This is a genomic window from Streptomyces panaciradicis, from assembly GCF_023516615.1.
GTDB lineage: Bacteria > Actinomycetota > Actinomycetes > Streptomycetales > Streptomycetaceae > Streptomyces > Streptomyces panaciradicis.
This window is the reverse complement of record NZ_JAMGBF010000029.1, coordinates 78,525-102,126: the sequence shown is the minus strand read 5'-3', so window position 1 is coordinate 102,126 and position 23,602 is coordinate 78,525. Positions and strand designations below refer to the sequence as shown.

General features: G+C 68.7%; 21 protein-coding genes and 2 pseudogenes. 10 read left to right on the top strand and 13 right to left on the bottom strand.

The window, feature by feature from the left end:
- Nucleotides 1-11: 11 nt before the first annotated feature.
- Nucleotides 12-1,319 (bottom strand): cation:proton antiporter domain-containing protein, encoded by a 1,308-nt coding sequence (locus M8J74_RS12950; RefSeq protein ID WP_249836521.1) that lies wholly within the window; start codon nt 1,317-1,319, stop codon nt 12-14.
- A 153-nt stretch (nt 1,320-1,472) separates the two neighbouring features.
- Between M8J74_RS12950 and M8J74_RS12945 the strand changes: the two genes are divergently transcribed.
- On the top strand, nt 1,473-1,883 hold the full coding sequence (locus M8J74_RS12945; RefSeq protein ID WP_249836520.1) for a DUF7144 family membrane protein: 411 nt from the start codon (nt 1,473-1,475) through the stop codon (nt 1,881-1,883).
- A 404-nt stretch (nt 1,884-2,287) separates the two neighbouring features.
- A complete protein-coding gene (locus tag M8J74_RS12940) occupies nt 2,288-3,640 on the top strand; it encodes an anaerobic sulfatase maturase (RefSeq protein WP_249836519.1) in 1,353 nt (450 codons plus the stop codon).
- A 19-nt stretch (nt 3,641-3,659) separates the two neighbouring features.
- On the opposite strand, the gene M8J74_RS12935 is transcribed toward M8J74_RS12940, so the two are convergent.
- Nucleotides 3,660-3,857 carry a DUF8691 family protein gene (locus tag M8J74_RS12935; RefSeq protein ID WP_058928685.1) on the bottom strand — a complete coding sequence of 66 codons (198 nt, stop codon included), beginning with the start codon at nt 3,855-3,857 and terminating at the stop codon, nt 3,660-3,662.
- A 474-nt stretch (nt 3,858-4,331) separates the two neighbouring features.
- On the opposite strand from M8J74_RS12935, the pseudogene M8J74_RS12930 reads away from it, so the two are divergent.
- Nucleotides 4,332-4,694 (top strand): annotated as a pseudogene (locus tag M8J74_RS12930) (TetR/AcrR family transcriptional regulator); the annotation flags it as partial.
- A gap of 319 nt (nt 4,695-5,013) precedes the next feature.
- Here M8J74_RS12930 and M8J74_RS12925 read toward each other — a convergent pair.
- The gene (locus tag M8J74_RS12925) at nt 5,014-5,868 is read right to left on the bottom strand and encodes an alpha/beta fold hydrolase (RefSeq protein ID WP_249836518.1); all 855 of its coding nucleotides are present in this window, start codon (nt 5,866-5,868) and stop codon (nt 5,014-5,016) included.
- A 278-nt stretch (nt 5,869-6,146) separates the two neighbouring features.
- Entirely contained in the window at nt 6,147-7,616 is a 1,470-nt protein-coding gene (locus tag M8J74_RS12920; protein WP_249836517.1) for an MFS transporter, read from the bottom strand.
- Between the two features lie 149 nt (nt 7,617-7,765).
- Here M8J74_RS12920 and M8J74_RS12915 point away from each other — a divergent pair, with 149 nt between their 5' ends.
- Nucleotides 7,766-8,332: a TetR/AcrR family transcriptional regulator gene (locus M8J74_RS12915; RefSeq protein WP_249836516.1), complete on the top strand. Its 567-nt coding sequence runs from the start codon at nt 7,766-7,768 to the stop codon at nt 8,330-8,332.
- A 28-nt stretch (nt 8,333-8,360) separates the two neighbouring features.
- Here M8J74_RS12915 and M8J74_RS12910 read toward each other — a convergent pair whose 3' ends face one another.
- Together M8J74_RS12910 and M8J74_RS12905 are read right to left on the bottom strand one after the other, a co-directional pair.
- Entirely contained in the window at nt 8,361-8,600 is a 240-nt protein-coding gene (locus M8J74_RS12910; protein ID WP_249836515.1) for a DUF2283 domain-containing protein, read from the bottom strand.
- A 443-nt stretch (nt 8,601-9,043) separates the two neighbouring features.
- The gene (locus tag M8J74_RS12905) at nt 9,044-9,655 is read right to left on the bottom strand and encodes a TetR/AcrR family transcriptional regulator (protein ID WP_249836514.1); all 612 of its coding nucleotides are present in this window, start codon (nt 9,653-9,655) and stop codon (nt 9,044-9,046) included.
- Between the two features lie 123 nt (nt 9,656-9,778).
- On the opposite strand from M8J74_RS12905, the gene M8J74_RS12900 reads away from it, so the two are divergent.
- The gene (locus tag M8J74_RS12900; protein WP_249836513.1) at nt 9,779-10,525 is read left to right on the top strand and encodes an SDR family NAD(P)-dependent oxidoreductase; all 747 of its coding nucleotides are present in this window, start codon (nt 9,779-9,781) and stop codon (nt 10,523-10,525) included.
- Nucleotides 10,526-10,889: 364 nt separating this feature from the next.
- A complete protein-coding gene (locus tag M8J74_RS12895; RefSeq protein WP_249836512.1) occupies nt 10,890-11,747 on the top strand; it encodes a hypothetical protein in 858 nt (285 codons plus the stop codon).
- A gap of 160 nt (nt 11,748-11,907) precedes the next feature.
- Here the strand turns inward: M8J74_RS12895 and M8J74_RS12890 are convergent, their stop codons facing one another.
- Together M8J74_RS12890 and M8J74_RS12885 are read right to left on the bottom strand one after the other, a co-directional pair.
- Complete coding sequence (locus M8J74_RS12890; protein WP_249836511.1) at nt 11,908-12,396, bottom strand: hypothetical protein; 489 nt, start codon at nt 12,394-12,396, stop codon at nt 11,908-11,910.
- 222 nt (nt 12,397-12,618) lie between these two features.
- Nucleotides 12,619-13,863 (bottom strand): RNA-guided endonuclease InsQ/TnpB family protein, encoded by a 1,245-nt coding sequence (locus M8J74_RS12885; RefSeq protein ID WP_249836510.1) that lies wholly within the window; start codon nt 13,861-13,863, stop codon nt 12,619-12,621.
- 27 nt (nt 13,864-13,890) lie between these two features.
- Here M8J74_RS12885 and tnpA point away from each other — a divergent pair.
- A pseudogene (gene tnpA, locus M8J74_RS12880) lies at nt 13,891-14,309 on the top strand (IS200/IS605 family transposase).
- A 349-nt stretch (nt 14,310-14,658) separates the two neighbouring features.
- On the opposite strand, the gene M8J74_RS12875 reads toward tnpA, so the two are convergent.
- Both M8J74_RS12875 and M8J74_RS12870 read right to left on the bottom strand, forming a co-directional pair.
- On the bottom strand, nt 14,659-15,780 hold the full coding sequence (locus M8J74_RS12875) for a fatty acid desaturase family protein (RefSeq protein ID WP_249836509.1): 1,122 nt from the start codon (nt 15,778-15,780) through the stop codon (nt 14,659-14,661).
- 7 nt (nt 15,781-15,787) lie between these two features.
- Entirely contained in the window at nt 15,788-16,843 is a 1,056-nt protein-coding gene (locus M8J74_RS12870; RefSeq protein ID WP_249836508.1) for a ferredoxin reductase, read from the bottom strand.
- 87 nt (nt 16,844-16,930) lie between these two features.
- On the opposite strand from M8J74_RS12870, the gene M8J74_RS12865 reads away from it, so the two are divergent.
- Nucleotides 16,931-18,070, top strand: a complete 1,140-nt coding sequence (locus M8J74_RS12865; RefSeq protein WP_249836507.1) for a PucR family transcriptional regulator — start codon at nt 16,931-16,933, stop codon at nt 18,068-18,070.
- A gap of 211 nt (nt 18,071-18,281) precedes the next feature.
- On the opposite strand, the gene M8J74_RS12860 is transcribed toward M8J74_RS12865, so the two are convergent.
- The gene (locus M8J74_RS12860; protein WP_249836506.1) at nt 18,282-19,115 is read right to left on the bottom strand and encodes a PIG-L family deacetylase; all 834 of its coding nucleotides are present in this window, start codon (nt 19,113-19,115) and stop codon (nt 18,282-18,284) included.
- A gap of 391 nt (nt 19,116-19,506) precedes the next feature.
- Between M8J74_RS12860 and M8J74_RS12855 the strand changes: the two genes are divergently transcribed.
- A complete protein-coding gene (locus tag M8J74_RS12855; RefSeq protein WP_249836505.1) occupies nt 19,507-20,754 on the top strand; it encodes a metallophosphoesterase in 1,248 nt (415 codons plus the stop codon).
- Between the two features lie 190 nt (nt 20,755-20,944).
- On the opposite strand, the gene M8J74_RS12850 is transcribed toward M8J74_RS12855, so the two are convergent.
- Entirely contained in the window at nt 20,945-21,685 is a 741-nt protein-coding gene (locus M8J74_RS12850; RefSeq protein WP_249836504.1) for a hypothetical protein, read from the bottom strand.
- 258 nt (nt 21,686-21,943) lie between these two features.
- On the opposite strand from M8J74_RS12850, the gene M8J74_RS12845 reads away from it, so the two are divergent.
- Entirely contained in the window at nt 21,944-22,558 is a 615-nt protein-coding gene (locus M8J74_RS12845; protein ID WP_249836503.1) for an AAA family ATPase, read from the top strand.
- 17 nt (nt 22,559-22,575) lie between these two features.
- Here the strand turns inward: M8J74_RS12845 and M8J74_RS12840 are convergent, their stop codons facing one another.
- On the bottom strand, nt 22,576-23,430 hold the full coding sequence (locus tag M8J74_RS12840; RefSeq protein WP_249836502.1) for an endonuclease/exonuclease/phosphatase family protein: 855 nt from the start codon (nt 23,428-23,430) through the stop codon (nt 22,576-22,578).
- Nucleotides 23,431-23,602: the final 172 nt, after the last annotated feature.

Sequence of the window (23,602 nt, the reverse complement as noted above, 5' to 3'; positions counted from 1 at the left end):
ACGCAGCGGCGTCATCGCGCGGTCAGTCCTCGCCTCTGTGCTGCCTGAACGGGAGTGGCCTCGTACAGTTCCCTGCCCGCGGCCGTGCTTCGCTCATGCCAGCGGCCGTAGCGGTCGGCGAGAGCGACGGCCGAGACACCGTGCAGCAGGACGCTGAGACCGACAGTGACGGCGACCACGCTGCCGAGGAGCTGCACGCCGCGGACGTGCTCCTCCAGGACGAGCAGGCCCAGCACCACGGACGCCAGGCCGCGGGGCCCGAACCATCCGATGTAGGCCACCGTGGGCGGCCGTAGCCCGCTGCCGGCGAGCGCGAGGGTCACCGGCAGCATCCGCACGACGGTCAGGCTGAGCACCGCATAGCCCACGATGCGCCAGCTCAGGTCCTCCAGGGTGGGTCCCAGCAGCACCGCGCCGAAGACCAGCAGGCTGAGCGAGGCCAGCAGCCCTCCGAGGTTCTCGCTGAACTCGGCGAGACGGTCGGGGCCTTCCAGATCCAGCGTGGGCCGCCCGGCGGCGGGGAAGCGACGCAGGGCGAATCCGAAGGAGAATCCGGCGACCCAGGCGGCGATGAAGCCGCTGCCGTCCACGACGACAGCCGAGGTGTACGAGCCCGCGGTGACGGCCGGGACGAAGAGTTGCGCCCACTCCCGCGAGACCCATCCGCGGGCCTGCGCCGCCGCCAGCAGCCGGCCACCGCCCCCGCCGACCAGCACCCCGAGCGCCGTGCTCAGCACCAGCGCACGCCAGAACACGCCGGCCGTGCCCTCCTGCGCGGAGGAGGTGCCGGGAATGCCGGCGAGGAACAGCACGAAGAACGGCAGCACCATGCCGTCGTTCAGGCCGCTCTCCACGTTGAGCCCCTGCCGGACCAATGCGGGAACCCTCGGACTGGTCATGGCCGTCTTGCCCAGGGCCGCATCCGTCGGAGCGAGGACGGCGCCCACCAGTGCCAGCTCCCATACGCTCAGTCCGGGCAGCAGCGCCCATGCCAGCAGCCAGCCGGCCCCGATGCTCAACGGCAGCCCGATGCCCAGCAGCCGGGCCGGCAGGAAGCCGCCCGAGCGAAGATCCCGCGAACGCACGGCCATGGCGTCGGTGAACAGCACCAACGCCAGCGCGGCCTCGAGCAGGGTGAGGATGTGCCCGGCCTCGGGCTCGGGAGCGATCACGTCGAGCACCGCGGGCCCCAAAAGCACCCCGCAACCGACGAAGACCATCGCCGACGACACCGGTGTCGACGACAGCCGACGCGAGCCCAGTGCGTACGCGGCGGTGACACCCGCCACCGCAACCCCTGTCCAGGCTTCGCTGCTCATCTGCCGGCCCTTTCGTGCCCGGGATCCCACAGCACCAGTGATGCGCCCTGCGAACCTCACCCTCCACGGGTGATCACCCGGTGCCGGCCGCTCCGCATGCTCGAAGAAGCAGCACCGTGTGCTGCGTAACGCCGACGAAGTGAGGAACGGACCATGGCCACGACCACACCCCACCGTCACTCGGCAGCCGCCGAGGCGACGGCCGGCGGCCTGACGGTGTTCGCCGCCGTCCTTTTGTTCATCGCCGGTGTCCTGGACTTCTTCCGGGGCATCATGGCCATCGCCAACGACAACGTGTTCGTGAACACCCCGAACTACGTGTTCAAGTTCGACCTGACCAGCTGGGGCTGGATCCAGCTGATCCTCGGCGTGATCGCCATGGGCGTGAGCGCCGGCCTCCTGGCGCGCGCCACCTGGGCCCGGGTCGTCGGCGTCGGCATCGCAGGCCTGGCGATCATCGCCAACTTCCTGTCGATGCCGTACTACCCCGCGTGGTCACTCATCCTGATCGCGATGTACGGCTTCATCATCTGGGGCCTGTGCGTCGTGCGCAAGGAAACCTGAGAAGGGGCGGCCGGCGCGTTGTGCGGGGAAGCCCGCCTCCTTCAGGGCGAGTGAAGGGGGCACGCCGGCGGTGGTGGCCGGGATGCGGGCGGTGGTCGAGGGCGTCTTCGTCCGACCCCCGCCCGCTGCTGCTTCCGGTGGGGCTGATGCGCGTGGGCGCCGTCAGCTCCGCACGCTTCTGACCTGGTAGGGAGGTACGTCGGCCGCGTCACTGGCCGCAGCGACCACGCCGACCGCGCTTCCGGTGCGCCTCGAGGTCTCGGTGCGCGCAGGGGCAGGCCGTCTGGCCGGCCGGCAGGACACGCGGGCCTGAGGGGCGCTTGTGACGGCGTACGAGGGAGTCTTCCAGCGCGTCACCCCGGCCGGGTGACGTACCGGAGGGCTAGGACTCCGATGCTGGCCTGATGACCATGATGCACCTGCCCGATCCGGCCATTCCACGCCGGCCGTTCCACCTCTTGGCCAAACCGGCCGGCGCCATCTGCAACCTGGACTGCACCTACTGCTTCTTCCTGTCCAAGGAGCTGCTCTACCCGGGCAGCAGGTTCCGGATGGCCGACGAGCTGCTGGACGACTACATCCGGCAGCTGATCGAGGCACACGGCCCGGCCCCCGAGGTCACGGTGGCCTGGCAGGGGGGCGAGCCCATGCTCATGGGCCTGGACTTCTTCCGCCGCTCCCTGGAGTACGAAAAGCGCCATGCCCGCCGCGGCCAGCGCATCGTCAACACCATCCAGACCAACGGCACGCTGATCACAGCCGAATGGGCCCGCTTCTTCCGCGACCACGACTTCCTCGTGGGACTCTCCGTCGACGGCCCCCGCGACCTGCACGACGCCTACCGCGTCGACAAGGGGGGCAAGCCCACGTTCGACCGCGTCATGCGCGGCCTGGACCATCTGCGCGCACACGGCGTGAACTGGAACGCCCTCACCACATTGCACGACGCCAATGCCGGGCACGCACGCGAGATCTACACCTTTCTGCGCGACGACTGCGGTGCACGGCACATGCAGTTCATCCCGATCGTGGAACGCACCAACGCGCACACCCTCCCCCTGGCCGACGAAGGCTGGGGACAGCGCGCCGCGGACCGGCCCCTGTACCGGCAGGAAGGCGACCGGGTCACCACCAGGTCGGTGACAGGACAGCAGTACGGCCGCTTCCTGATCGACGTCTTCGAGGACTGGGTACGCCACGACGTCGGCCGCGTCTACGTCCAGATGTTCGACGTGGCGTTGGCGAACTGGTACGGGGAGCCGCCCTCGTTGTGCGTGCACTCCCGAACCTGCGGCAGCGCCTTGGCGCTGGAGCACAACGGGGATGTGTACTCCTGCGACCACTTCGTCGAACCCGACCATCTGCTGGGCAACATCGGCGACCGCCACCTGCTGGAACTCGTCGACTCACCCCGGCAGCGGAAGTTCGGCCAGGACAAGCACGACACGCTGCCTCGCCACTGCCTCGAGTGCGACGTCCGCTTCGCCTGCCACGGCGGCTGCCCCAAGGACCGCTTCGACACCACGCCGGACGGCGAGCCGGGCCTGAATCATCTGTGTGCCGGCTTCAAGGCGTTCTTTCACCACATCGACCGCCCCATGCGCACCATGGCCGCACTGCTGCGGCGCGGACAGCCTCCGTCGCTGATCATGCGCGAGTACGCCGAGGCGGACGCGCACCGGCCGCACAACTCTCCCTGCCCATGTGGGGGCGGACGCAAGTGGGCCCGCTGTCATGGCAGGCCCGTCACGCTGTAATGGGGCAGGGGTACGCCCCTCAGGGGCCCGTCTTGCGCATCTCGACCACGTGCAGGCCCAGCGACTGGAACCGCGCGAGCAGCCCGTAGAGATGGGCTTCGTCGGTCACCTGACCGAACATCAAGGTCTGCCCGGCCACGATGCAGCTCTCCAGCTCCGGGAACGCGGTGGTCATCGTTTTCGACATCTGCCCTTCGACGCGGATTTCGTACTGCATGAGCGCGTCTCCCTTGCAGATGTAGCCGCCACCGGGCCCCCCATGTGCCCATGCTGTCCCTTGACAGGAAGGCCGACATCACCCTGACCGGGTGACACGGCCGGACGCCGGCAGGTGTCACGGCAGGTGCAGTTTCGGGGTTCGGCGTACGGCCGCCACAGGCGCGACGTGCGCCGTCCGCAGCCCGCTCTCGGACTCCCGTGATCATTTGACGCCAGTCATGGGAACGAGGGAACCCTGGTTGCCACTCCTGTCGGCGCGGGCCTCGCAGCGCCGTCGTCCCGCCCGGCGCCATCCCCTCGATGCCCGCGACCGGTCACACGTCCCGGGCCGGGGAGCAGTGCAGTCCTGCGCCACGTTCCGCCGTCGGCTGCGTCGCCCGCTCCTCGGACGCGGCGAGCCAGAACAGGACGGGCGCAAGGCCGAGCTCGATCACCGCGAGTGCGAGCTGGAACCATTGCGGTGGGCCGTGTACTCGTCGAACAACTCGTCCAGGGGACGGACGTCCACCTCGGCTACTTCGTGGCCAACCGTCACGCCGTCGTCGCCGCGAACCGGGTGCTCGCGGGCGCCCCGGTCATCCAGACGATCATGACCGGCGAGCGGGACGCGCTCCGCGCCCGCCTGCCCGCCGTGCTGCCCTTCGCGGACGAGAGCGCGCGCCGAACCGTCTCGGCCGTACTGAAGAGCTGGTTGGTCCTCGTCCAGGTCCTCGTCGTCGACTGGCTCACCGAGCAGACCTGCTCCCGCGCCGAACTCCGCGACATCTGCGTCGGCGCCGTCCTCGGCGCTCTGCGCCCCTTGCTGCCTGCGGACCGCGTGCCGGACTGGCCCTGAGCTGCCTGCCCCGGTCCGGTCGCAGCCGACCGGACACCGGCAGGCGGGCCGACCACGGGGTCGGCTGCCGCAAGTGGACGGCGGGCCGGGGTGGGCGAGGCGGGCAGCCGGCGCAGGGCATCCCGCCCGCGGGGCCGTTTGACTCGAGGCCGGATCGCCGGCCCGGCGGTGACGCGGTCAGGTTGTGTCGCCGTGCCGAGTCGCGTGTCCGCTGAGGTACCGGTATCCGACCCAATCCTGCGCCGGACCTCGGCCTGTCCCGAGGAGCCGCCTTGGGTCGGATCCTCTGGAGGCCAGTCGGCTGCGTCATCTGGAAGGCTCAGCGAACTGCGCAGTCTGCGAGCAGTTCGGCGGCGGGCTTCGGGTGGACGAGCCAGCGCAGGTGGCTCCCTTCGAGTGTGCGGACGTCGAAGGGGTTGTCGGCTGTGAGCGCGTTGGCTTCGCGGATCATGCGGTCCTGCATGGCGAGCGGGATGCTGGCATCGGCGGTCAGGCGCACATAGGTCTTTGCGATCCGTCCCCAGGTGGTGGCCTGTGCTCGGTCGGCGGACGTGCCGACGTCGAGATTCTCGTCGGGCTGGAATGTGTTGAGGAAGGTCCGGAACTCGTCGTCGGTGAGGTCGGCGGCGAACGCTCGCTTGAACGCGGCGAGTGCCGCCGGGTCGGAGGTGCGGAAGTTGGTGCGAAGCAGACCGAGTTGGGCCGGGTTCCCGACCAGCGTGGCAAGGAAGGCCCCTGCGTCGACGTCCGCCATCTCCGGCTGGGCGTAGTAGTCGCTCACGTCCAGATCGACGGGGCACCAGGCGGAGACGTAGACGATGCGGTCGATCAGCTCGGGCCGGGCGTTGGCGACGGCGGTGGTTGTGATGCCGCCCCTGCTGTGGGCGACAAGAATGGTGGGCCCGTTCCGCTTGGCCCGTTCGAGGATCTCGATCACGCGGGCGGCGTTGTCGGCGAGCGTGACTCCCTTGATGCGTCCCGGTTCCGCGGAGAGGGCGTCGAGATCCTGGGGGGCCTGGTACGCCGCGGGGAAGGTCGCCTCGAAACCGTGCCCCGGAAGGTCGACGGCCACCGAACGGTGCCCCAGTAGAGCCAGTTCGGCCTGCAGTGGCGCGAAGGAGAAGGAATTCGCGAAGGCCCCGTGAACGAAAACGAAGGTCGGCAGATACTGCATGCTTCAGCCTCCAACAGAACGATCATCAAACAAGGACAAGGGTTCAAGAGGGCTTCCGTACGCCTGGGAAGCCTCGATCCTGATGGTGATGCTGATCCGTAGCGGACGGTGGTTCAGTGGTGGGCGCTTGGCCTTTGCCGATGATGAGGCGCTCCGGCGCGTCGATGTGCGGGACGTTGCTGTGCAAGGCGAGTTCGCCCAGGGGGCTCGGTAGCGGCACGGTGGAGTCGACGCCCTCGGCGCGCAGCCGTTCGTCCCCGTCGGTGTGGTTGTTGTTGTCAACGACTGTTTGCCGATTCCTCGTTCAAGGGGATGACCGCAGCTGGTTCAGGGCAACGGTGCGGCGCCGCTCCGGCTTCCGCGGACTTGGACCTGACCAACCACAGGCCGGTGGACAGGGCGGTGACCAGGACGACGGCACCGGCGGCGAGGAAGGCGCTGTTGAGGCCGGTCTCGAAGGAGGCACCGCCGGACTGTCGAGTGCGGACGATGGCGCCGAGCAACGCCACGCCGAGCACCGCACCGATCTGCCGGGTGGTGCTGCTGATGCCTGAGGCGAGACCGCTTTCCCGCGGGCTGACTGCTTGGATGGCGGCACCTGTCAGTGGGGACATGGCCAGGGCGAAGCCGACGCCGATGAGTCCCAGCCGCCACCAGACGTTCCCGTAGCCGGTGTCGGCGTGCACCGTGCCGAGCGCCAGGAGTCCCAGGCCGGCCAAGGCCAGGCCGGTGGTGACCACGATGCGGAAGCCGTAACGGGCGGCGAGTCGGCCCGCGTACGGGCTGACGATCACCATCGCCAGGGACACCGGCAGGGTCTGCAGGCCGGCGCGCAGGAGGGAGCTGCCCTGGACGTACACGAAGAACTGGGAGAAGAAGAAGGACGACCCCATGAGCGCGAACCCCACCACGCCCATGGCGGCGTTCGACACGGTGAACAGACGCTGACCGAACAGCCGCAGCGGCAGCATCGGAGCGGAACGACGGCCTTCGACGGCGACGAAGCCGCCGAGGAGGACCACGGCGGCGGCGAGACTGCCCAGGATGACCGGTGAGGTCCAGCCGCGGACACCTCCCTCGATCAACCCGTACGTCAGTACCCCCACCGCCAGAACCGACAGCACCGTGCCCGGAATGTCGATCGCGGGGGCGCTCGGGTTGCGGGACTCGCCGAGGTGGCGCAGACCGACCAGCAGCAGGACCGCACCGACGGGCAGATTGACCAGGAAGATGGCGGGCCAGCCGAAGGCCTGCGTCAGCACGCCGCCGGCCACGGGTCCCGCGGCCAGACCGATGCCGCTGAGTCCGGCCCACAGCCCGATCGCCTTGATTCGTTCTTGCGGCACGGGATGGGCGGCGGCGAGCAGGGCGAGGGAGGCAGGGCTCAGCGCCGCGGCCCCGATGCCCTGCAGCACCCGGCCGGCGACCAGCCAACCGAGCGAGGGCGCGAGGCTGCACACCAGCGACGCAGCAGTGAACACCGTCGCACCGGTCAGGTACACCCGCTTGCGGCCGAATCGGTCGGCGAAGACACCGCCGGACAGCAGCAGCATGGCGACCAGGAGCACGTACGCGTCGACGATCCACTGCAGCCCGGTCAGCTGAGTGTGCAGCCGGTGCTGCATATCGGGCAGTGCCGCTCCGACGATGGTGTTGTCGAGCAGCACCATGAATTGCCCGAGGCAGGTCACCGTGAGCACCACGGCCCGGCTTGATCGACTGCCCACGGTCGCACTGGATGCAGCCATGGAATCCCCCTCATCGTCAGTTGCGCCCGGTCACGGTCGCCGCGGATGGCGATACACCCGAGCACACTAAAGCAGCCAGCGGCTGCGTTAGTCGACTATAGAGAAGCCCCTCTCGCAAACGCAACTGCCAACTGCGTTAAGGTGGCGGAATGAACGAGCGACAGCCAGCCCGACGGCCCGGCGGGCGCAGCGCCCGCGTCGGCACGCAGGTACACCAGGCCGTCACCGACCTCATCAGTGAGCGGGGCTACGGCAACTTCACCGTCGGCGATGTCGCAGCCCACGCGGGCGTGGCCGACAGCAGCATCTACCGCCGGTGGGGCAACCTGGAAACCCTGCTCACCGACGTGGCGCTCACCCGCCTCAATGCGCAGTCACCGATGCCCGACACCGGAAGCCTCGCCGGCGACCTGCGCACTTATGCGGCCCAAGTGGCCCGAGAGATCACCGGACCTGACGGTCCGGCCGTCCTGCACCTGGCCTTCGCCCTGTCGAGCAGCGGTCAGCAGGGGCTGCAGGCCGGTGCCGCGCTTCGCGCCGAACGCACCCGACAACTGGAGTCCATGCTCGATCGCGCCCGCGACCGCGGCGAGCGCGCGCCCGACGCGTTCGAGGTGCTGGACCACATCCTGGCCCCGATGTACATCCGCGTCCTGTTCGGCATGGTCCCGCTCACCCCGGACTACGTCGACGGACTGGTCGATCGCTTGCTGTGACCTCGCCCCAGGTCCCGCGACCAGCGCTTCATTCACCTTCGGTGTCCAGCCGCTCCGCGGACCGGAGCAGATATTCGGGCAGTTTTGAACTGGCCGCCAGCACCTCGATGCCGATGAGGCGCCCCTGCCCGTCGAGGTTGATCATGCCGTCCACGCCCACCGGGTCACATGTGTACATGCGCGCGGAGGTCGCTCGGCCGTGGGGTTCGGTGAGGTACACGTACGCCGCGTTCACAGTTCTGTCGTAGGTGACTTCGCTCTCTGCCACGGTGAGCCGGGTCCCTTGCAGGTGTCGGTTCGGAAGGCGTTCGCCGCGCGTTTCCGGCTGAGAGCGTCTTCCAACGACCCTGGTGGGGGCAGGCAGATCCTTCCCCAAGCCCCTGAAAGCCATGGTCAGTCCCCCTGCAGCGCGAATCCGGCCTGGCGGCGACCGACCACTCGGTGCCGGCCAGAGCTGACCCGCACTCCCGTGGACCGGACCCGCATCCATGACGTCGCCAAGGTGCTCGGGCGGGACAGGAGCAGGGTCTCGCATCACCACTCAGGCATGGCCAAGCGCGGCCTCGTCGCACGTGAGGAGTGCGCCGACGACGGAGCGTACGCCTTCACCGGGGCCGGCGGTAGGACCGTAGTGGCCACCTTGACGTGCCGTCCCCGGTTCGCGGGCCGAGTGCGAGCGATCAGGTCGTAGGTGGCGTGATGGCCGTACGGTCAGGCGGCCGCGTGTGCGGGGATCCGAGGTATCGCACGCAGGGCGATGTCGACGGTGGCGTGGAGGGCCGCGCGGGTCGCACCGGCGGCAGCGTGTACGGCGTTGCCCTCGCTGACGACCATGACGTAGCGGGCGAGCGCGTGAGGGTCGGTCTCCGCGGGCAGATCGCCGTCCTCGACGGCGCGGGCCAGCCGGTGCGCCAGGGCACGCTCGCCGGCGAGCCGGCTGTCGGCCAGGAACCTGGCGATGCGGCCGCTGTCGCCGCCCTCGGCCAGGGCACCCTGCACGGACAGGCAGCCCGAAGGGCGGTCGGCGCGGGTGAGCGCGTCGGCGTTGGCCCGCAGGAAGGATTCGACGACCTCGTAGGCGGTCGGCGCCGTGAGGGCCTCGCGAGCGTAGGCCATGTCGGCCTCGGCATAGCGGGCGACGGCCCGGTGGAACAACTCCTCCTTGTTGCCGAACGCCGCATACATGCTCGTGCGGTTGATGCCCATGGCCTCGGTGAGGTCGGTGAGCGAGGCGCCCTCGTATCCCTGACGCCAGAAAACCTCCACCGCACGGTCCAACGCGGCCTCAGCATCGAAGCCCCGGGGCCTGCCGCGTACCGCCATGACACCCTCCCGTGTCGGTCCCGAAAATTTTAACCGAGCGGTACGGAATAGGTGCTCCGGCGCCGTGGTTCTCCACTACCGAACGACTTAAGTACCGAACAGTACAGAAAAGGAGAACCCATCATGGGACAGCTGGACGGCAAGACCGCCCTCGTCACCGGCGCCACCTCCGGCATCGGCCTGGCCGCCGCCCGACGGCTCGCCGCGGAAGGCGCTCACGTCTTCCTCACCGGCCGCCGCCAGGAAGCCATCGACGAGGCGGTGGCCTCCATCGGCGACCGCGCCACCGGAGTACGCGCCGACGTCGCGAACCTCGACGACCTCGACCGACTCTTCGCTCAGATCGAGCAGCACGGCAGCCTCGACATCGTCTTCGCCAACGCCGGCGGCGGTGAGTTCGCGGCGCTGCCCGACATCACCTGGGACCACTACGCCGACACCTTCAACACCAACGTCGGCGGCACCCTGTTCACCGTGCAGAAGGCACTTCCTCTGCTCACCACCGGCGCATCGATCATCCTGACCAGTTCCAACATCGACACCAAGGGGGCCGCCTCCTTCAGTGTCTACGCCGCGACCAAGGCCGCGCTGCGCTCCCTGACCCGCAGCTGGGCGGCGGAGCTCGTCACCCGCGGCATCCGCGTCAACAGCATCGCGCCCGGGCCGATCGAGACACCCGGCCTCAGCGGCCTCGCGGGCGGTCCCGAGGCCGCCGAACAACTGCTTCAGGGACTGGCCGCCGGGGTCCCCATGAAGCGGCTCGGCCGCCCGGAGGAGATCGCCGAAACCGCCCTCTTCCTCGCCGGCGAGGCCAGCAGCTACATGACCGGTGCCGAGATATACGTCGACGGTGGGGCCAGCCAGATCTGACCACCACAGCCGAGCGTCCACACCGCCGCCCCTGGCCCGCGCAGCCCGGGGCGGCCCACCGAACTCCCGAGCCACGTGCGGGGCGACCTTCGCGAGCACCACGACGGCGACGGAGTTCAGCGGGGGCCGCCCCTGGAATCTTGCGCACTACCTCGCCCTTCTGTACGGCGGTTGACGGGCACGAATGACAGGCCGTCAAAAACGGTTTGTCACGAGGTTCGACCTCGACGATGCTCACGGCATGACGACCAGAAAGGGCCATGCCCGCTAGGCGCCCCGCTCCGCTCTCCACCGATCGCGCGCCCCCGCCGTCGCTCACCGCAGCGCCCGATGGCCGTGACCGCCTGTCCAGGAGAGCCCGCCCATGCAGAACACCGCCCTCATCCCCTACGCCCGTCTTCCCCGAGCGCACCACGAGCGCCACCTCCTGACCAGTACCGTCGATGTTGTCGGCACCGCTCACTGGCTGCTTGCCGAACGCGCCCCGCAGCCCGGCGCCGATGTCCCGCCGTTCGACGCCCTGGTCGTCTCCGTCCACCCGGACGGTCACGTCGAACGCACGGAACTGAACGCCGTGCGGGCCCGCTGGCCGCATCTGGGACGCCTGCCCGACGGCGGGTTCGTGGTCGCCGCGTCGCGCGACCGCCGCTTCGAGGACGCCAGACAACTCCAGGTCTTCGACGCGCTCGGCCGCGAGACCTCGTCCTTCTCCGTCGGAGACGCCATCGAGCACCTGCTCGTGGATGAGGCCGGCCAGATCTGGGCCGGGCACTTCGACGAGAATCCGGCCGGGATCCGCCGCTGGAGCTCCACGGGCCGACTCACCTGGACGTCAGACGGAGCCGGCATCCCCGGTCTCTTCGACTGCTACGCCCTGAACGTCTCGGGCACCTCCGCCTGGGCGTGCCCCTACACGGACTTCCCGCTCGTCGAGATACGCGCCGACCGGCCCGTGAGGGTCTGGGCGAACCGCATTCGGGGCGCACATGCCGTGGCCGTCCACGGCGATCGCGTCGCCTTCTACGGCGGCTACGGCGAGGAGAGCGACCGACTCGCCCACGGAGAGCTCACCGAAGCATCCGTTGAGCCGACGGGCGTCGGCCGGCTCACCCTGCCCGATGGTTCTGCCCCCGGCCGCCGGCGAGTCGTCGCCCGGGGAAGCAGGATCTACGTCCAGGTCAAGCCGTTCACCGGGTGGGGCGTGTTCGACCTGAACAGCTGATACCCAACACTGCAACGGCCTTCTCGACCCGGTCGCAGGTGGCTCTGCGGCGGAAGTTGAGTGAGCGCATCTGCCCGACGAGAGCGCTGGTCGTGCGTTCAATGGCCGCCCGCGAGAACCTCGCGAGCGGCCCCGGCACTGCCGCAGGCGAATTCGATACCTACGGGGCCACGGGATCGCCGTCGCCCAGTTGCAGCCACCACACGTCATCGTGGTCGCGGCTCAGATCCACCGTCTGTCGCTGCCCATCGCTGAAGCGGAGCTCGACTTTGGCGAGGGAGGGAACCACGGGGTCCTGAACGATTGCCTCGACGGGTTCGGCGGCCTGTGCCCCGTAGCGTGCGATCAGCTTTTGCGCGGCCTGTTCCCTGCCGGTGTACCAAGGCGCACCGATACGTGCCAGGTCGGCGGCGTCGCCGGCCTGGAGACGCTGAACGTACACCTTCACGAGCAGATCGACGTCCCCGGCGACCTGCCTGGCATCGGGGTACTGCGATCTCGCGGCATCGACGGCGACCTTCACCGCCGGTGTCTTGCGCAGGGAGTACGGGATGGGATCCCGCAGCAGCCACCAGATGACGACTGCCGCTCCCAGGAGCACCGATGCGACCGCCGCCGTCCACAGGCGCCTTCTGTACGAACCGGTCATCGGGACCGCCCCGGAACGCCGCCGAGAGAATCCGTCAACGTGCCCTTCGGCATGGGGATGCAGTGGTCGAGGAGCTTCTTCAGGCGGGCACCCGTGTGCGCGCCGCCGAGCCAAACGGCCATCCGGCCTTGTGCGGCCTCTACTTGTGCATCCGTGGGTCGTGGCGAGGTGGCGAGGTGGCGAGCGAGGGTCATGACGCCTGACTTTGACGTGCTCCCGGGCCTAAAGTCCAGGGATTCCGGCCTGGGTCGTCTGACCCTTCCGTGGGCTTCCTGCTTCACCGCGCTGTGCGGGCACGGGTGCCCGTCTTACCGGCGCTCCACAGGCGTTTGGCGTCTCCGCCCGTCCAGCGGCGACGATGCGGCGTCCTTCGAAGAGGACGTTGCGGGCTGCGTTGTGGTCGCGGTCATGCACGGTGCCGCACTCGCCGCACGTCCACTCCCGGACGTGCAGGGGCTTGGGACCGTCCCGGAATCCGCAGGCCGAGCAGAGCTGGGAGGACGGGAAAGCGCGGTCCACCTTGGCGAAGGTGCGGCCGTGCAGAGCCGCCTTGTACTCCAGCATGCGGACGAACGCGGACCATCCCGCGTCGTGCACGGACTTGGCGAGTCGGGTGCGGCCGAGACCGGACACCGCGAGGTCTTCCACGTACACCGCTTGGTTGTCGCGAATGATCTGTGTGGATGCCTTGTGGTGGAAGTCCCGGCGCCGGTCGGCCACACGCGCGTGCTGGCGTGCGACCTTGATGCGGGCCTTGGCCCGGTTCTTCGATCCCTTGGCCTTACGGGACAGCTCCCGCTGAAGACGCTTGAGTTTCTTCTCCGCCCTGCGCAGGAAGCGCGGGCTGTCGATCTTGCGCCCGTCGGACAGGACAGCGAAGGCGGACAGGCCGAGGTCGATACCGGTATCGGTATCCGCCTCGGGGAGGAGGTCCGGCTCGGTGTCCACGACGAAGCTGAGGAAGTACCGGCCGGAGCTGTCCTTGGTGACGGTCAGCGACGTCGGTGCGGCCGGAAGCCGACGGGACCACGTGACCTTGAGGTTGCCGACCTTGGCCACGTACACCGTGCCGTCGTGCTGGAGGCAGAAGGCGTTGGTGTTGAGGCGGATCGACTGCCGGGTGTCCTTCTTCGACTTGTAGCGGGGAGGGCCCACCGTGCGGCCCTGCCGCTTCCCCTGAATCGAATCGAAGAAGTTTTTGTAGGCGGTGTCGAGGTCGCGAAGGGACTGTTGCAGGACGACCGCGGAGACGTCGGCGAGCCATGCTCGTTCCTCGGTGCGCTTTGCCTGGGTGATGCGAAGCCGGGACAACTCCGCCGACTTCACATAGGGCAGCCCCGCCGCGTGTGCTTCCTTGCGGTCACGCAGGCAGTCGTTCCACACCACGCGGGCGCACCCGAACGTACTCGCCAACGCACGGCGCTGGGAGGCGTCCGGATAGGCCCGGTAGTTGTAGCGGAGCTGCATGACCAAGATCCTACGACCATTGGTCTCATGGATGGGGAGAAGGCATGCAGGCTGGGCAGACACGTTGTTTCGGCGATGCATGTGCACTTGGTCTTTGTGACGAAGTACCGGCGCGGGGTGTTCGACGACGAGATGCTGACACGCTGCGAAGAGATCATGCGCAAGGTGTGCGAGGACTTCGAAGCGGAGCTGAAGGAGTTCAACGGCGAACGCGATCACGTCCAACTCCTAGTGCACTACCCGCCGAAGGTCGCCGTGTCCAAGCTGGTCAACAGCCTCAAGGGCGTCTCCGCCCGCCGGATACGGCAGGAGAGTTCACCGGTAGGATCAACCGCGCCATCATGCACGGGCACCTGTGGTCGCCCTCCTACTTCTCCGCATCGTGCGACGGGGCGCCGTTGGCCATCGTCCGTCAGTACATCGAGCATCAGAAACGTCCGCTCTAACATGCACGTCAGAGCACTCCTGAGATGCCTTCATCCCCGGCGTGAACGCCGGGGCTTTCTGCAAGGAACCCGGTAAGCCAGGTCATGCCCTGTCGTATCGGGTGGTGCCTCTGGATGCCGGGGACCCGCTGCGGGGCCCACCCGGACGCCCTGCGAGAAGTCCGTCGCGAGACCTTCGTGAACCTGACGGAGTTTCCCTGACGCACGTCCAGGCAGCGCAGCCGGACACCGGGCTGCCCGGATTCCTTGCCGTACGGCCTGATGTCGCGGTCGCCCGCCGTCCACGACGGGTCTGACCTAGCCAGCGGCACCGCCGGGACGGCCGCGACATCTGAAGAGGTACCGCGGCTCAGGCCGCGACGAGCTCCGGCTCGCGTTCCGGCGTTTCGGCGACCGCGGACTTCTTGTTCGGCAGTGAGAGCCGGACGACCTTGCGCCATGCGGAGAAGACCTGCTGGGGCAGCGGGCCGGTGACGTACTCCAGCTCGTACTTCTCGAACAGGGCGCGCACCTTCACCGCGACCTCGGCGTACCGGTTGCTCGGCAGGTCCGGGAAGAGGTGGTGCTCGATCTGGTGCGAGAGGTTGCCGGTCATGAAGTGCATGGCCTTGCTGCCGCTGATGTTGGCCGAGCCCATCATCTGGCGCAGGTACCACTGGCCGCGCGTCTCGCCCTTGATGGAACGGCGCTCGAAGACCTGCACGCCCTCCGGGAAGTGGCCACACATGATCACCGAGTGGGACCAGATGTTGCGGACCATGTTCGCGGTGAACGTGGCGGCCAGCGTGCTGAGGAACGACGGGCCCGACAGCAGCGGGTGGATCACATAGTCCTTGAGCACCTGCTTGCGGATCTTGCGGCCCACGGCCTTGGCCCGCGCGCGGAACTCCGGGTTCTTGCGGCGGCGCTTGTTCAGGTTCTTGCCGAGCTCAAGGTCGTACGCGGCGATGCCGTACTCGAAGAAGCAGGCGTTGATGAAGTTCCACAGAGGCTGGCCGAGGTGGAACGGGTGCCACTTCTGGTCCTCGTCGACGCGCATGATGCCGTAGCCGAGGTCGTTGTCCTTGCCGAGCACGTTGGTGTACGTGTGGTGCAGCTCGTTGTGCGAGTGCTTCCACTGGTCGGCCGGCGAGACGTGGTCCCAGTCCCAGGTGCTGGAGTGGATCTTCGGGTCCCGCATCCAGTCCCACTGGCCGTGCAGGATGTTGTGGCCGATCTCCATGTTGTCCATGATCTTCGCCACGGACAGACCGGCGGTGCCGAGGAGCCACGCGGGCGGGAAGAACGAGAACAGCAGTACACCCCTGCTGACCAGCTCGAGCTTGCGCTGCGACGCGATGACCTTGCGGATGTAGGCGGCGTCTTTCTCGCCCCGGCTGGCGATCACCTCGTCGCGGATCGCGTCCAGCTCGCGGCCGAGTTCCTCGATCTGCTCTGCGGTCAGGTGGGCGGTGGGGTCGATGGCGGTCAAGGTGCTCCTACCGTTCGATGTCGCAAGGGCCCGCCGCGGCGGACACACAGGTCTGGATGAGGACGCCCGGCTCGGCCTCGGTGATCTCGCCGGTACGCAGGTCGCGGACGGCGCCCGCCTTGAGCGGCGTGATGCAGCCGAAGCAGATGCCCATGCGGCATCCCGAAGGCATGAGTACGCCGGCCTCCTCGCCGACGTCCAGCAGCGGCGTGGCGCCGTCCGCGTCGACGGTCTTGCCGGTGGCGCTGAACGTGACCTCGCCACCGTCACCGGCGACGACGATGCTGGGTCGGAAGCGTTCGATGTGCAGACGCTCCGGTACGCCGTGCTCGCTCCAGTGCTTTTCGGCGGCGTCGAGCAGGCCCGTCGGGCCGCAGGCCCAGGTCTCGCGCTCGGTCCAGTCGGGCACGAGTTCGTCGAGACGGGCGATGTCGAGCATGCCGTCGGTGTCGGTGTGCACCTCGGTGAGCCGCAGCTTCTTGTCCGCGACCAGGTCGTGCAGCTCGCTGCGGAAGATCACGTCTCGCGGCTGCGGCGCACTGTGGACCATGACGACGTCGTCGAACTCGGTGTCGCGGAGCATGCCCATCACGGGTGTGATGCCGCTGCCTGCGGTCAGGTAGAGCACCTTGGCGGGCTTGGCCTGCGGCAGGACGAAGTCACCGGTCGCCTGGTCGAGCTGGATCAGCGTGCCCGGTTGCGCCTTGCGGACCAGGTGGTTGCTGACCTTGCCGTCCGGGATCGCCTTGACGGTGATCGTGACGCGGCCGTCCTGGCGGTCGGTCGGTGAGGTGATGGAGTAGGCACGCCACAGGCGCACTCCGTCGACGTCGACCCCGATCCGCACGTACTGGCCGGCCGTATGGCCGCGCCAGCCCCGTCCCGGTCTGATCACGATGGTCGCGGCGTCACCCGTCTCCGGATGCACGGCCTCGATGCGTCCGCGCAGGTCGGCGCCCGCCCGCAGCGGGCTGACCAGGTCGAGGTAGTCCGACGGCAGCAGCGGCGTCGTGACCATCTCCAGCAGTTTCCACGCCCTGCTGCGCAGGGCAGTACTCGTCATGCCTCCAGCTTGCTGCGTCTCAGGGCGTAAAGTACTAACCGTAGGACGTGAATCTGGTCGGTGGAATTGTTCGCAGGGAATAAAAACGTGAGCCAAGTGATCCGGAGGGCCAGCGAACTGGCCCTGGATGAGACGACGGTCACCGTACTTCGGGGCGCGCTGAAGACCACCGCCGACGAGGTCGTCCAGGCGATCATCGACGAGGTCCCGCCCTACGCGAACGCCCTGTCGGGCCATATGGGCGCCACGATCCGCCGAGCCGTGCGCACCGCCCTGGGACACTACCTGGACCTCGCGAGCGGGAACGCCACAGGCGGCGACGGTGGTGACGCGGCCTACGAGCTGGGCCGCGGCGAGGTACGCGACGGCCGTTCGATGGACGCCCTGCTCAGCGCTTACCGCGTCGGCGCCCGTGTGGCCTGGCGGTGCCTGGCAGCAGGTGCCGTACCCGCGGGCCTGCCCGCCGCCGAGGTCGCCAAGTTCGCCGAGCTGACCTTCGCCTACATCGACGAGCTCTCCGCCGCGAGCGCCGCGGGCCACGCCGACGAACTGGCCGCCCGGGGCAGGGAACACGAACGCCACCTGGAACATCTGGCCCGCGACCTCCTCGCCGGCGCCACCCCGGACGTGCTGCTGGTCTCCGCTCAACGGGCCGGATGGCAGCCTCCCGTTTCCCTCACCGCCGTCCTGCTGCCCAGCGCTCAGGCCCGGCCTGCCTACCGCACGCTCGACCCGAGCACTCTTGTCCTCGACGATCTGCCGGACGCCACCGGTGTGCTGCTCGTCCCCGATGCCGACCGATCCCATCTCCTACGGCAGCTGACCGAACGCACGGCCGTGGTCGGCCCGGCGCGGCCATGGACGCGCGCGTCCGCCTCGTACGCACGAGCCGTACGCGCGCGCTCCCTCTCCTGCGACATTCGCGACACCGAGGACCACCTGGCTGAGCTGGTGCTGAGCGCCGACGCGGACGCCTTCGCAGACCTTCGAGCCCGAGCGCTCGCACCGTTGCAGACCCTGCCTGAGACGACCGCACAGCGGCTGGAGGAGACGCTGCGGGCGTGGCTGCTGCACCAGGGCAGGCGCGACGAGGTCGCGAAGGCGCTGTTCGTCCATCCCCAGACCGTCCGGTACCGCATGGCGCAGCTGCGGGAGCTGTTTCCCGATCTCGCCTCACCGCACCGGGTCCTGGAACTCACGCTGGCGGTCGGTCTTCAGGCCGGCTGACGCAGGACTGCGACCGTCCAGCAGCACGGCCGCGAGCCGTGAAGAGGGCGGAAGACCGTAGTCCGTACGGCGAGCAGCAGCGGGGCATGGCGCGGGGGCCGTCCTGGGACATGGCGCGAGGGTGGCCGTCCTGGTCGTCAAGGGCCGGGACGGCCACCCCGCCATCAGCTGCGTGGCCGGCAGGCTCTCCCCCGCCGGTCGGGCGGCCGGATCAGCGCAGTCCGGCGAACAGATCGTCCTCGGGTGTCGCCGTACCGGTGGCGTCCTGGACACGGACGAAGGTCTCCATGCCCATCAGTTCACCGAACCTCTCCTTGCCCATCTTGAGGAAGAAGATGTTCTCCCCCTGACTGGCGTGCGCGGCCAGCGCGTCGAACTTCTGACCACTGAACGCGGTGGTGTCCACCCATGTGGTGATCTCATCGTCGGGGAGACCGATCTTCGCCAGCGCGGCCGCCTCCGCCGGATCCGGTTCCGGCATCTCCTCGTTGAACTCGCGCATGATCTCGCCGAACCGCTGCATCATCGAGCGGGGCATGGTGGTCCAGTACACCTTCGGTGTCAGCCCGGACATCTCCAGTGCCGCCATCGTGATGCGGTGGGCCTGAATGTGGTCGGGGTGGCCATAGAAGCCGTTCTCGTCATAGGTGACGACCACATCAGGTCGGTAGTGCCGCATCCGTTCCGCAAGCCGGGCAGCGCCCTCTTGCACGGGGGTCTGCCAGAACGACCCCGGAGCGTCGTTGCTCGGCCACCCCGCCATCCCGGAGTCGGCGTAGTCCAACATCTCCAGATCGCTGATCTTCAAGACCTCGCAGCTCGCTTCGAGTTCTTGACGGCGCATCATGGCGACCGCTGCCGGATCGTGCGCGGGGTCGCCCGGCTTGACACCCCCCGGCCCATCACCGCAGCTGCCGTCGGTACACGTCACGAGAACCGTGCGGATGCCTTCCGCCGCGTACCGCGCCAAGACGCCTCCGGTTCCCGTGGCCTCGTCGTCGGGGTGGGCGTGTACTGCCATGAGTGTCAAAGGCCGACTGAGCATCGATCAATCCTCCTGCGAAGTACGTCTTGGTCCACGGGCGCGGCAGGCCTGCCGCCGTCCTGAAGATCCGGGCCACGGTGTGGCGGACGACCCTGTGGTCTCCGTGGTCCCCCGAGCGGCGCCGGTCCTTCGGTCGATGCAACCAGCCGACCGGACCGGCATGTTCCCGACACACCCCCTGTCTTCCTCGCATCGGCGTCTCCACGTCCGGCATCAGGGTGGGTGGTGGTGATCGGGGGGCGTGGTGATCGGGGGTGGTGGTGATCGGGTCGGGTGGAGGCTCGGCACTCGCTTCGGCACCCGCAGAGCGCTGATCCGGTCACGAAATCGGACCGCCCAAGGGCAACCAGGTAAAGTGCACGTGACGGCAGCTTGGTGGGGAAGGGCAAGCATGACCAACACCAGCAGCACCCGAACCACCGAGGGCGATGCGCACGTACGGCGGCGGAGCCGACTGTACCGAGTGATGCGCTACATCCCTCTCGTCGCCCCCGTCCTGCTGTGGGCTGTTCCCTGCTGGGTGCTGCTGTACACGGGCCAGCACTGGCCGCTGCCCGTCCTGCTGCTCGGCACCGCCCTGTTCGCTCTCGGTCTCACGGGTATGCCGCTCGCCATGGCGCGCGGTCACGGCCGGCGTCAGCAGGACCGGGCGGCGATCATCGGTGACACCCTGCTGGGAACCAGCTGGATTCTGTTCACCTGGTCCGTGCTGCTCGGTGTCCTGTTGCGGCTCGCCCTGACCATCGCCGGCGTCGGCGAGCGTCAGGACCAGGCCCGCATCGTCACGTGGGCCGTCCTCGGCGTAAGCGCCCTCATGGTCTGCTGGGGTTACATCGAGGCCCGCCGCGTCCCACGCGTGCGCCGGCTCGATGTGCAGCTCCCGCGGCTGGGTGCCGGTCTGGACGGCCTCCGCGTCGTACTCATCACGGACACCCACTACGGTCCCCTCGATCGGGCCCGCTGGTCGGCCCGGGTGTGCGAGAGGGTCAACACCCTGGAAGCCGACCTGGTCTGCCACACCGGCGACATCGCGGACGGCACGGCTCAACGCCGCCGCGCCCAAGCCACTCCGCTCGGGACCGTGCAAGCCACCCGGGCCCGGGTGTACGTCACCGGTAACCACGAGTACTACAGCGAAGCCCAGGGCTGGGTCGACCTGATGGGCGAGCTGGGTTGGGAGCCGCTGCGCAACCGCCATCTGCTGCTCGAACGCGGGGGTGACACCCTCGTGGTCGCCGGCGTGGACGACGTCACCGCCGAGAACTCCGGCCTGGCGGGCCACGGCGCTCATCTCGCCGGAGCCTTGAGCGGCGCCGATCCTGAATTGCCCGTCCTGCTGCTGGCGCACCAGCCCAAGTTCGTCGATCGGGCAGCGGCCGACGGCATCGACCTTCAGCTCTCCGGGCACACTCACGGCGGCCAGATCTGGCCGTTCCACCACTTGGTCCGACTCGACCAGCCCGCCCTCGCCGGCCTCAGCCACCACGGCGCCCGCACCCTCCTCTACACCAGCCGCGGCACGGGCTTCTGGGGGCCGCCTTTCCGCGTCTTCGCTCCCAGCGAGATCACCCTGCTCGTCCTGCGCTCCCCCCGCGCGGCCACCTCACCTGGCACCGGACAGGCTGGCACATCCGCTTGACGCCGTCCTCCATGGCCGGGGACGCGCGGGTAGAGGTGAGCTGCACGGCACAGCCGCCGAACAGCACCTTGGCCCGGCCACAGCTGCTCTCTCCTGGGCCGCCTCGTGCGCCCGACTTGATCGGGCACAGCACTGGTCGACGCGCGGTCTATGAGTTCCTCTCGCGCTGCAGTCTCCCCCTGCCGACCTGCTAGGCGGACTGCAGCTCGCGAACTCGGGCGCGGAAGACACGCCAGCGACGCTCGTTGTCGTGCACCAGCATCGCCGACTCCGCCGTAAGGTCGGCCGCCCGGTCCAGCAGTTCGGATGCCGAATACAAGTAGGCGGGGGCGTGTCGTTCACCCGCCAGGTCGGCCCGCAGTGCCGCCGGTGTGAAGTCGACCTTGGCCAGCAGGTCCAGGGAGCGCCGCAGCAACCGGGCGATCAGGCACTGCAGCGCAGCCGACTGCCAGTCGTTGCAGATGATCCGGTGCCGTTCCCCAAGCAGGTCGGCCAGCGCTGGGTACGCGGCCAAGCTCCCCGCGATCTCCCATGCCTGCTCCATCGCCTGAGTCAGCCAGGTACCCGTCTGCTCGACGTCATCAGCGACCTGGCGGACCTCGCGCTTCAACCGCTGCAGTTCGGTCGGCTCGCCCTCACCCTCCATGAACAGCACTCCCGACTCCGCGACGAGCCCGGGCGCGTTCAGGTCCTGAGCACCGGCGAACCCGACCGACCCAGTCTGCTCACCCACGCTGACCTCGCTCCACCGGTCAGCCAGCGCCTTCAGCACTCGAGATCCGGCCTGCAGCTCACCGGCCTGCCGCAACGGCGCCTGAGAGTAGTACTCCTCATGCTCGCGGTGGAACCGCGCGAGATTGTCGATCAACTGCAAGAGTGACCCAGGAGGACTGACCTGCGCTTCATTTTCGGCCATGTCGACAGTCTGCACCGCTCCCCCACCCAAGGGACCGCAAGGCACACGCCGAGCGCAGGGATTCCAGCCATCCGTCGGCATTCACGCCGCGGATGAATGCATAACTGGTCGTGAACCTGCTGTCGTTCGCCGCGCTACGCCCCAGGGGCGTGCCGTCAGGCGAGTATCGAGTAGGGGGTTCGACCATGCGTCTCTCCTACGGATTCGGAGGCCCCGCTGGCGCGGTCCAGCGTAGGCGCAGGTGCCGTCCCTCCATCGTGGCATCGTGGGGACATGAACGCGGCACCCCTCTCTCGGACGTCCCCTGACCGCGGTCAGGTCATCGTCCTGACCGGGCCGCCCGGAGCTGGCAAGAGCACCGTGGCACACCTGCTGGCCAGTCGCCTGACTCCCAGTGTCCACCTGCACAGCGACGACTTCTGGCGCTACATCAAGCAGGGCTGGATCGCGCCTTACCTGCCCGAAGCTCATCGACAGAACCAGGTGGTCCTGCGGGTACTCGTCTCGGCAGCGTTCGGGTACGCCGACGGCGGCTACCAGGTGATCTGCGACGGCGTCGTCGGGCCCTGGTTCATCGACCTCTTCCGCGAGGCCGCCCAGGCGCAGGCCCTGCCGCTGAGCTACGTCATCCTTCGGCCGGACCAGCAGACGACACTGGAACGGGCAACGAGCCGGGCCGGCGACGCCTTGACCGACCCGGAGCCGATTCGCTCGTTGCACGGCCAGTTCAGCGACCTGGACGCATTTGAGGCCCACGTCCTGGATTCCTCCAGCCTGTCGGCCGAAGCAACCGCCAGCAGCATCCTGGAAGGCGTCGCGGCCGGTGCCTACCTCCTCAACCGGAGCGACAGCACCACCGACACCGACGACTCGAACCGCACCTCATGACGGCGATGCGCGTTCGTCTATGAGCTGCCCGCCTTGTCGGGCGCCAGATCGGTGTACAGCATGTGGTGGTCCGAGTAGGCGCTCGGCCGGACATGGTGGTCGCGGGCGTCGACCCCACGCAGGAAGATGTAGTCGAACTTGCTCTGCCAGTCCGTGGTCGGCTTGCAGCCGCCGGCGGACGAGGGACGGCACTTGGGGTCGGTGTCCGTGGCCAGCCGCCACATCGGGCCGAGTTCGGAGGCGTACGGGACCGCGTTGAAGTCGCCGATGACGATCGCGTGATCGTGGCGGGCGACCGCCTTGGCGAGGACGTCGACCTGCTCCGCCCGGACCGACTCCTGGCGTCGCTCGGCGAGATGTGTATTGAACACCCTGACCTGCCGGCCGCCTACCGTGGTCGTGACCGCCATGTATCCACGGTCCTCGGAGCCGCCGTCGGGATACTCCACGGCGACGGCGTCGGTCATCGGCGCCGCCGAGAGGATGGCTTCGCCGTAGCCTCCCGGCTTCCACGGCGCTCCTCCGCAGCGGCTCCAGCTCCGCAGAACCGTGCCGTACTCGACGTGGTAGTCGAGCCCGTGGCGGCTCTTCAGGTAGTCCCGGATCCGCTCGACCTCACCTGTGCACGACTCCTGCAGCCCGATGACCTGAGGCGCCAAGGCCGCGATCTCCCCCGCCAGGTCGGCTTCACCGCTCTTGCACGGGTTGCAGACGTTCCAGGTCATGACGCGGTTCGGTACGGCGTCGTGGTCGGTCGCCTGCGGCTGCGACTCAGCGGATGAGGCACCGCTCGGAAACCTGGGGCCCACGGCCACCATCCAGACCGCGACGACGGCGCCCACGAGCAGCAGTGCGCTCTTTCCCTGCACCATCGTCTCCTCACGTGGACGGACCGGGCGGCGACAGCCCGGCGAACCGGCCGCGGGCCGCTCCCCCCAACATCGTAGAGCGCTCCTCGGCGCTCAGCGGGGCGCTGATCCCATGCCCGCGCTCTGTCGTCGCGCCGACCGCCTGCGGGGCAGACGAGCGCCGGTGAGCCAGTAC

Bases quoted from the DNA above. Each gene is read 5' to 3' on its own strand.
- M8J74_RS12895 (WP_249836512.1), top strand. From the start codon at position 10,890: ATGCAGAACACCGCCCTCATCCCCTACGCCCGTCTTCCCCGAGCGCAC.
- M8J74_RS12845 (WP_249836503.1), top strand. From the start codon at position 21,944: ATGAACGCGGCACCCCTCTCTCGGACGTCCCCTGACCGCGGTCAGGTC.
- M8J74_RS12915 (WP_249836516.1), top strand. From the start codon at position 7,766: ATGAACGAGCGACAGCCAGCCCGACGGCCCGGCGGGCGCAGCGCCCGC.
- M8J74_RS12920 (WP_249836517.1), bottom strand. From the start codon at position 7,616: ATGGCTGCATCCAGTGCGACCGTGGGCAGTCGATCAAGCCGGGCCGTG.
- M8J74_RS12905 (WP_249836514.1), bottom strand. From the start codon at position 9,655: ATGGCGGTACGCGGCAGGCCCCGGGGCTTCGATGCTGAGGCCGCGTTG.
- M8J74_RS12870 (WP_249836508.1), bottom strand. From the start codon at position 16,843: ATGACGAGTACTGCCCTGCGCAGCAGGGCGTGGAAACTGCTGGAGATG.
- M8J74_RS12890 (WP_249836511.1), bottom strand. From the start codon at position 12,396: ATGACCGGTTCGTACAGAAGGCGCCTGTGGACGGCGGCGGTCGCATCG.
- M8J74_RS12840 (WP_249836502.1), bottom strand. From the start codon at position 23,430: ATGGTGCAGGGAAAGAGCGCACTGCTGCTCGTGGGCGCCGTCGTCGCG.
- M8J74_RS12950 (WP_249836521.1), bottom strand. From the start codon at position 1,319: ATGAGCAGCGAAGCCTGGACAGGGGTTGCGGTGGCGGGTGTCACCGCC.
- M8J74_RS12855 (WP_249836505.1), top strand. From the start codon at position 19,507: ATGACCAACACCAGCAGCACCCGAACCACCGAGGGCGATGCGCACGTA.
- M8J74_RS12945 (WP_249836520.1), top strand. From the start codon at position 1,473: ATGGCCACGACCACACCCCACCGTCACTCGGCAGCCGCCGAGGCGACG.
- M8J74_RS12940 (WP_249836519.1), top strand. From the start codon at position 2,288: ATGACCATGATGCACCTGCCCGATCCGGCCATTCCACGCCGGCCGTTC.
- M8J74_RS12925 (WP_249836518.1), bottom strand. From the start codon at position 5,868: ATGCAGTATCTGCCGACCTTCGTTTTCGTTCACGGGGCCTTCGCGAAT.
- M8J74_RS12900 (WP_249836513.1), top strand. From the start codon at position 9,779: ATGGGACAGCTGGACGGCAAGACCGCCCTCGTCACCGGCGCCACCTCC.
- M8J74_RS12860 (WP_249836506.1), bottom strand. From the start codon at position 19,115: ATGCTCAGTCGGCCTTTGACACTCATGGCAGTACACGCCCACCCCGAC.
- M8J74_RS12935 (WP_058928685.1), bottom strand. From the start codon at position 3,857: ATGCAGTACGAAATCCGCGTCGAAGGGCAGATGTCGAAAACGATGACC.
- M8J74_RS12885 (WP_249836510.1), bottom strand. From the start codon at position 13,863: ATGCAGCTCCGCTACAACTACCGGGCCTATCCGGACGCCTCCCAGCGC.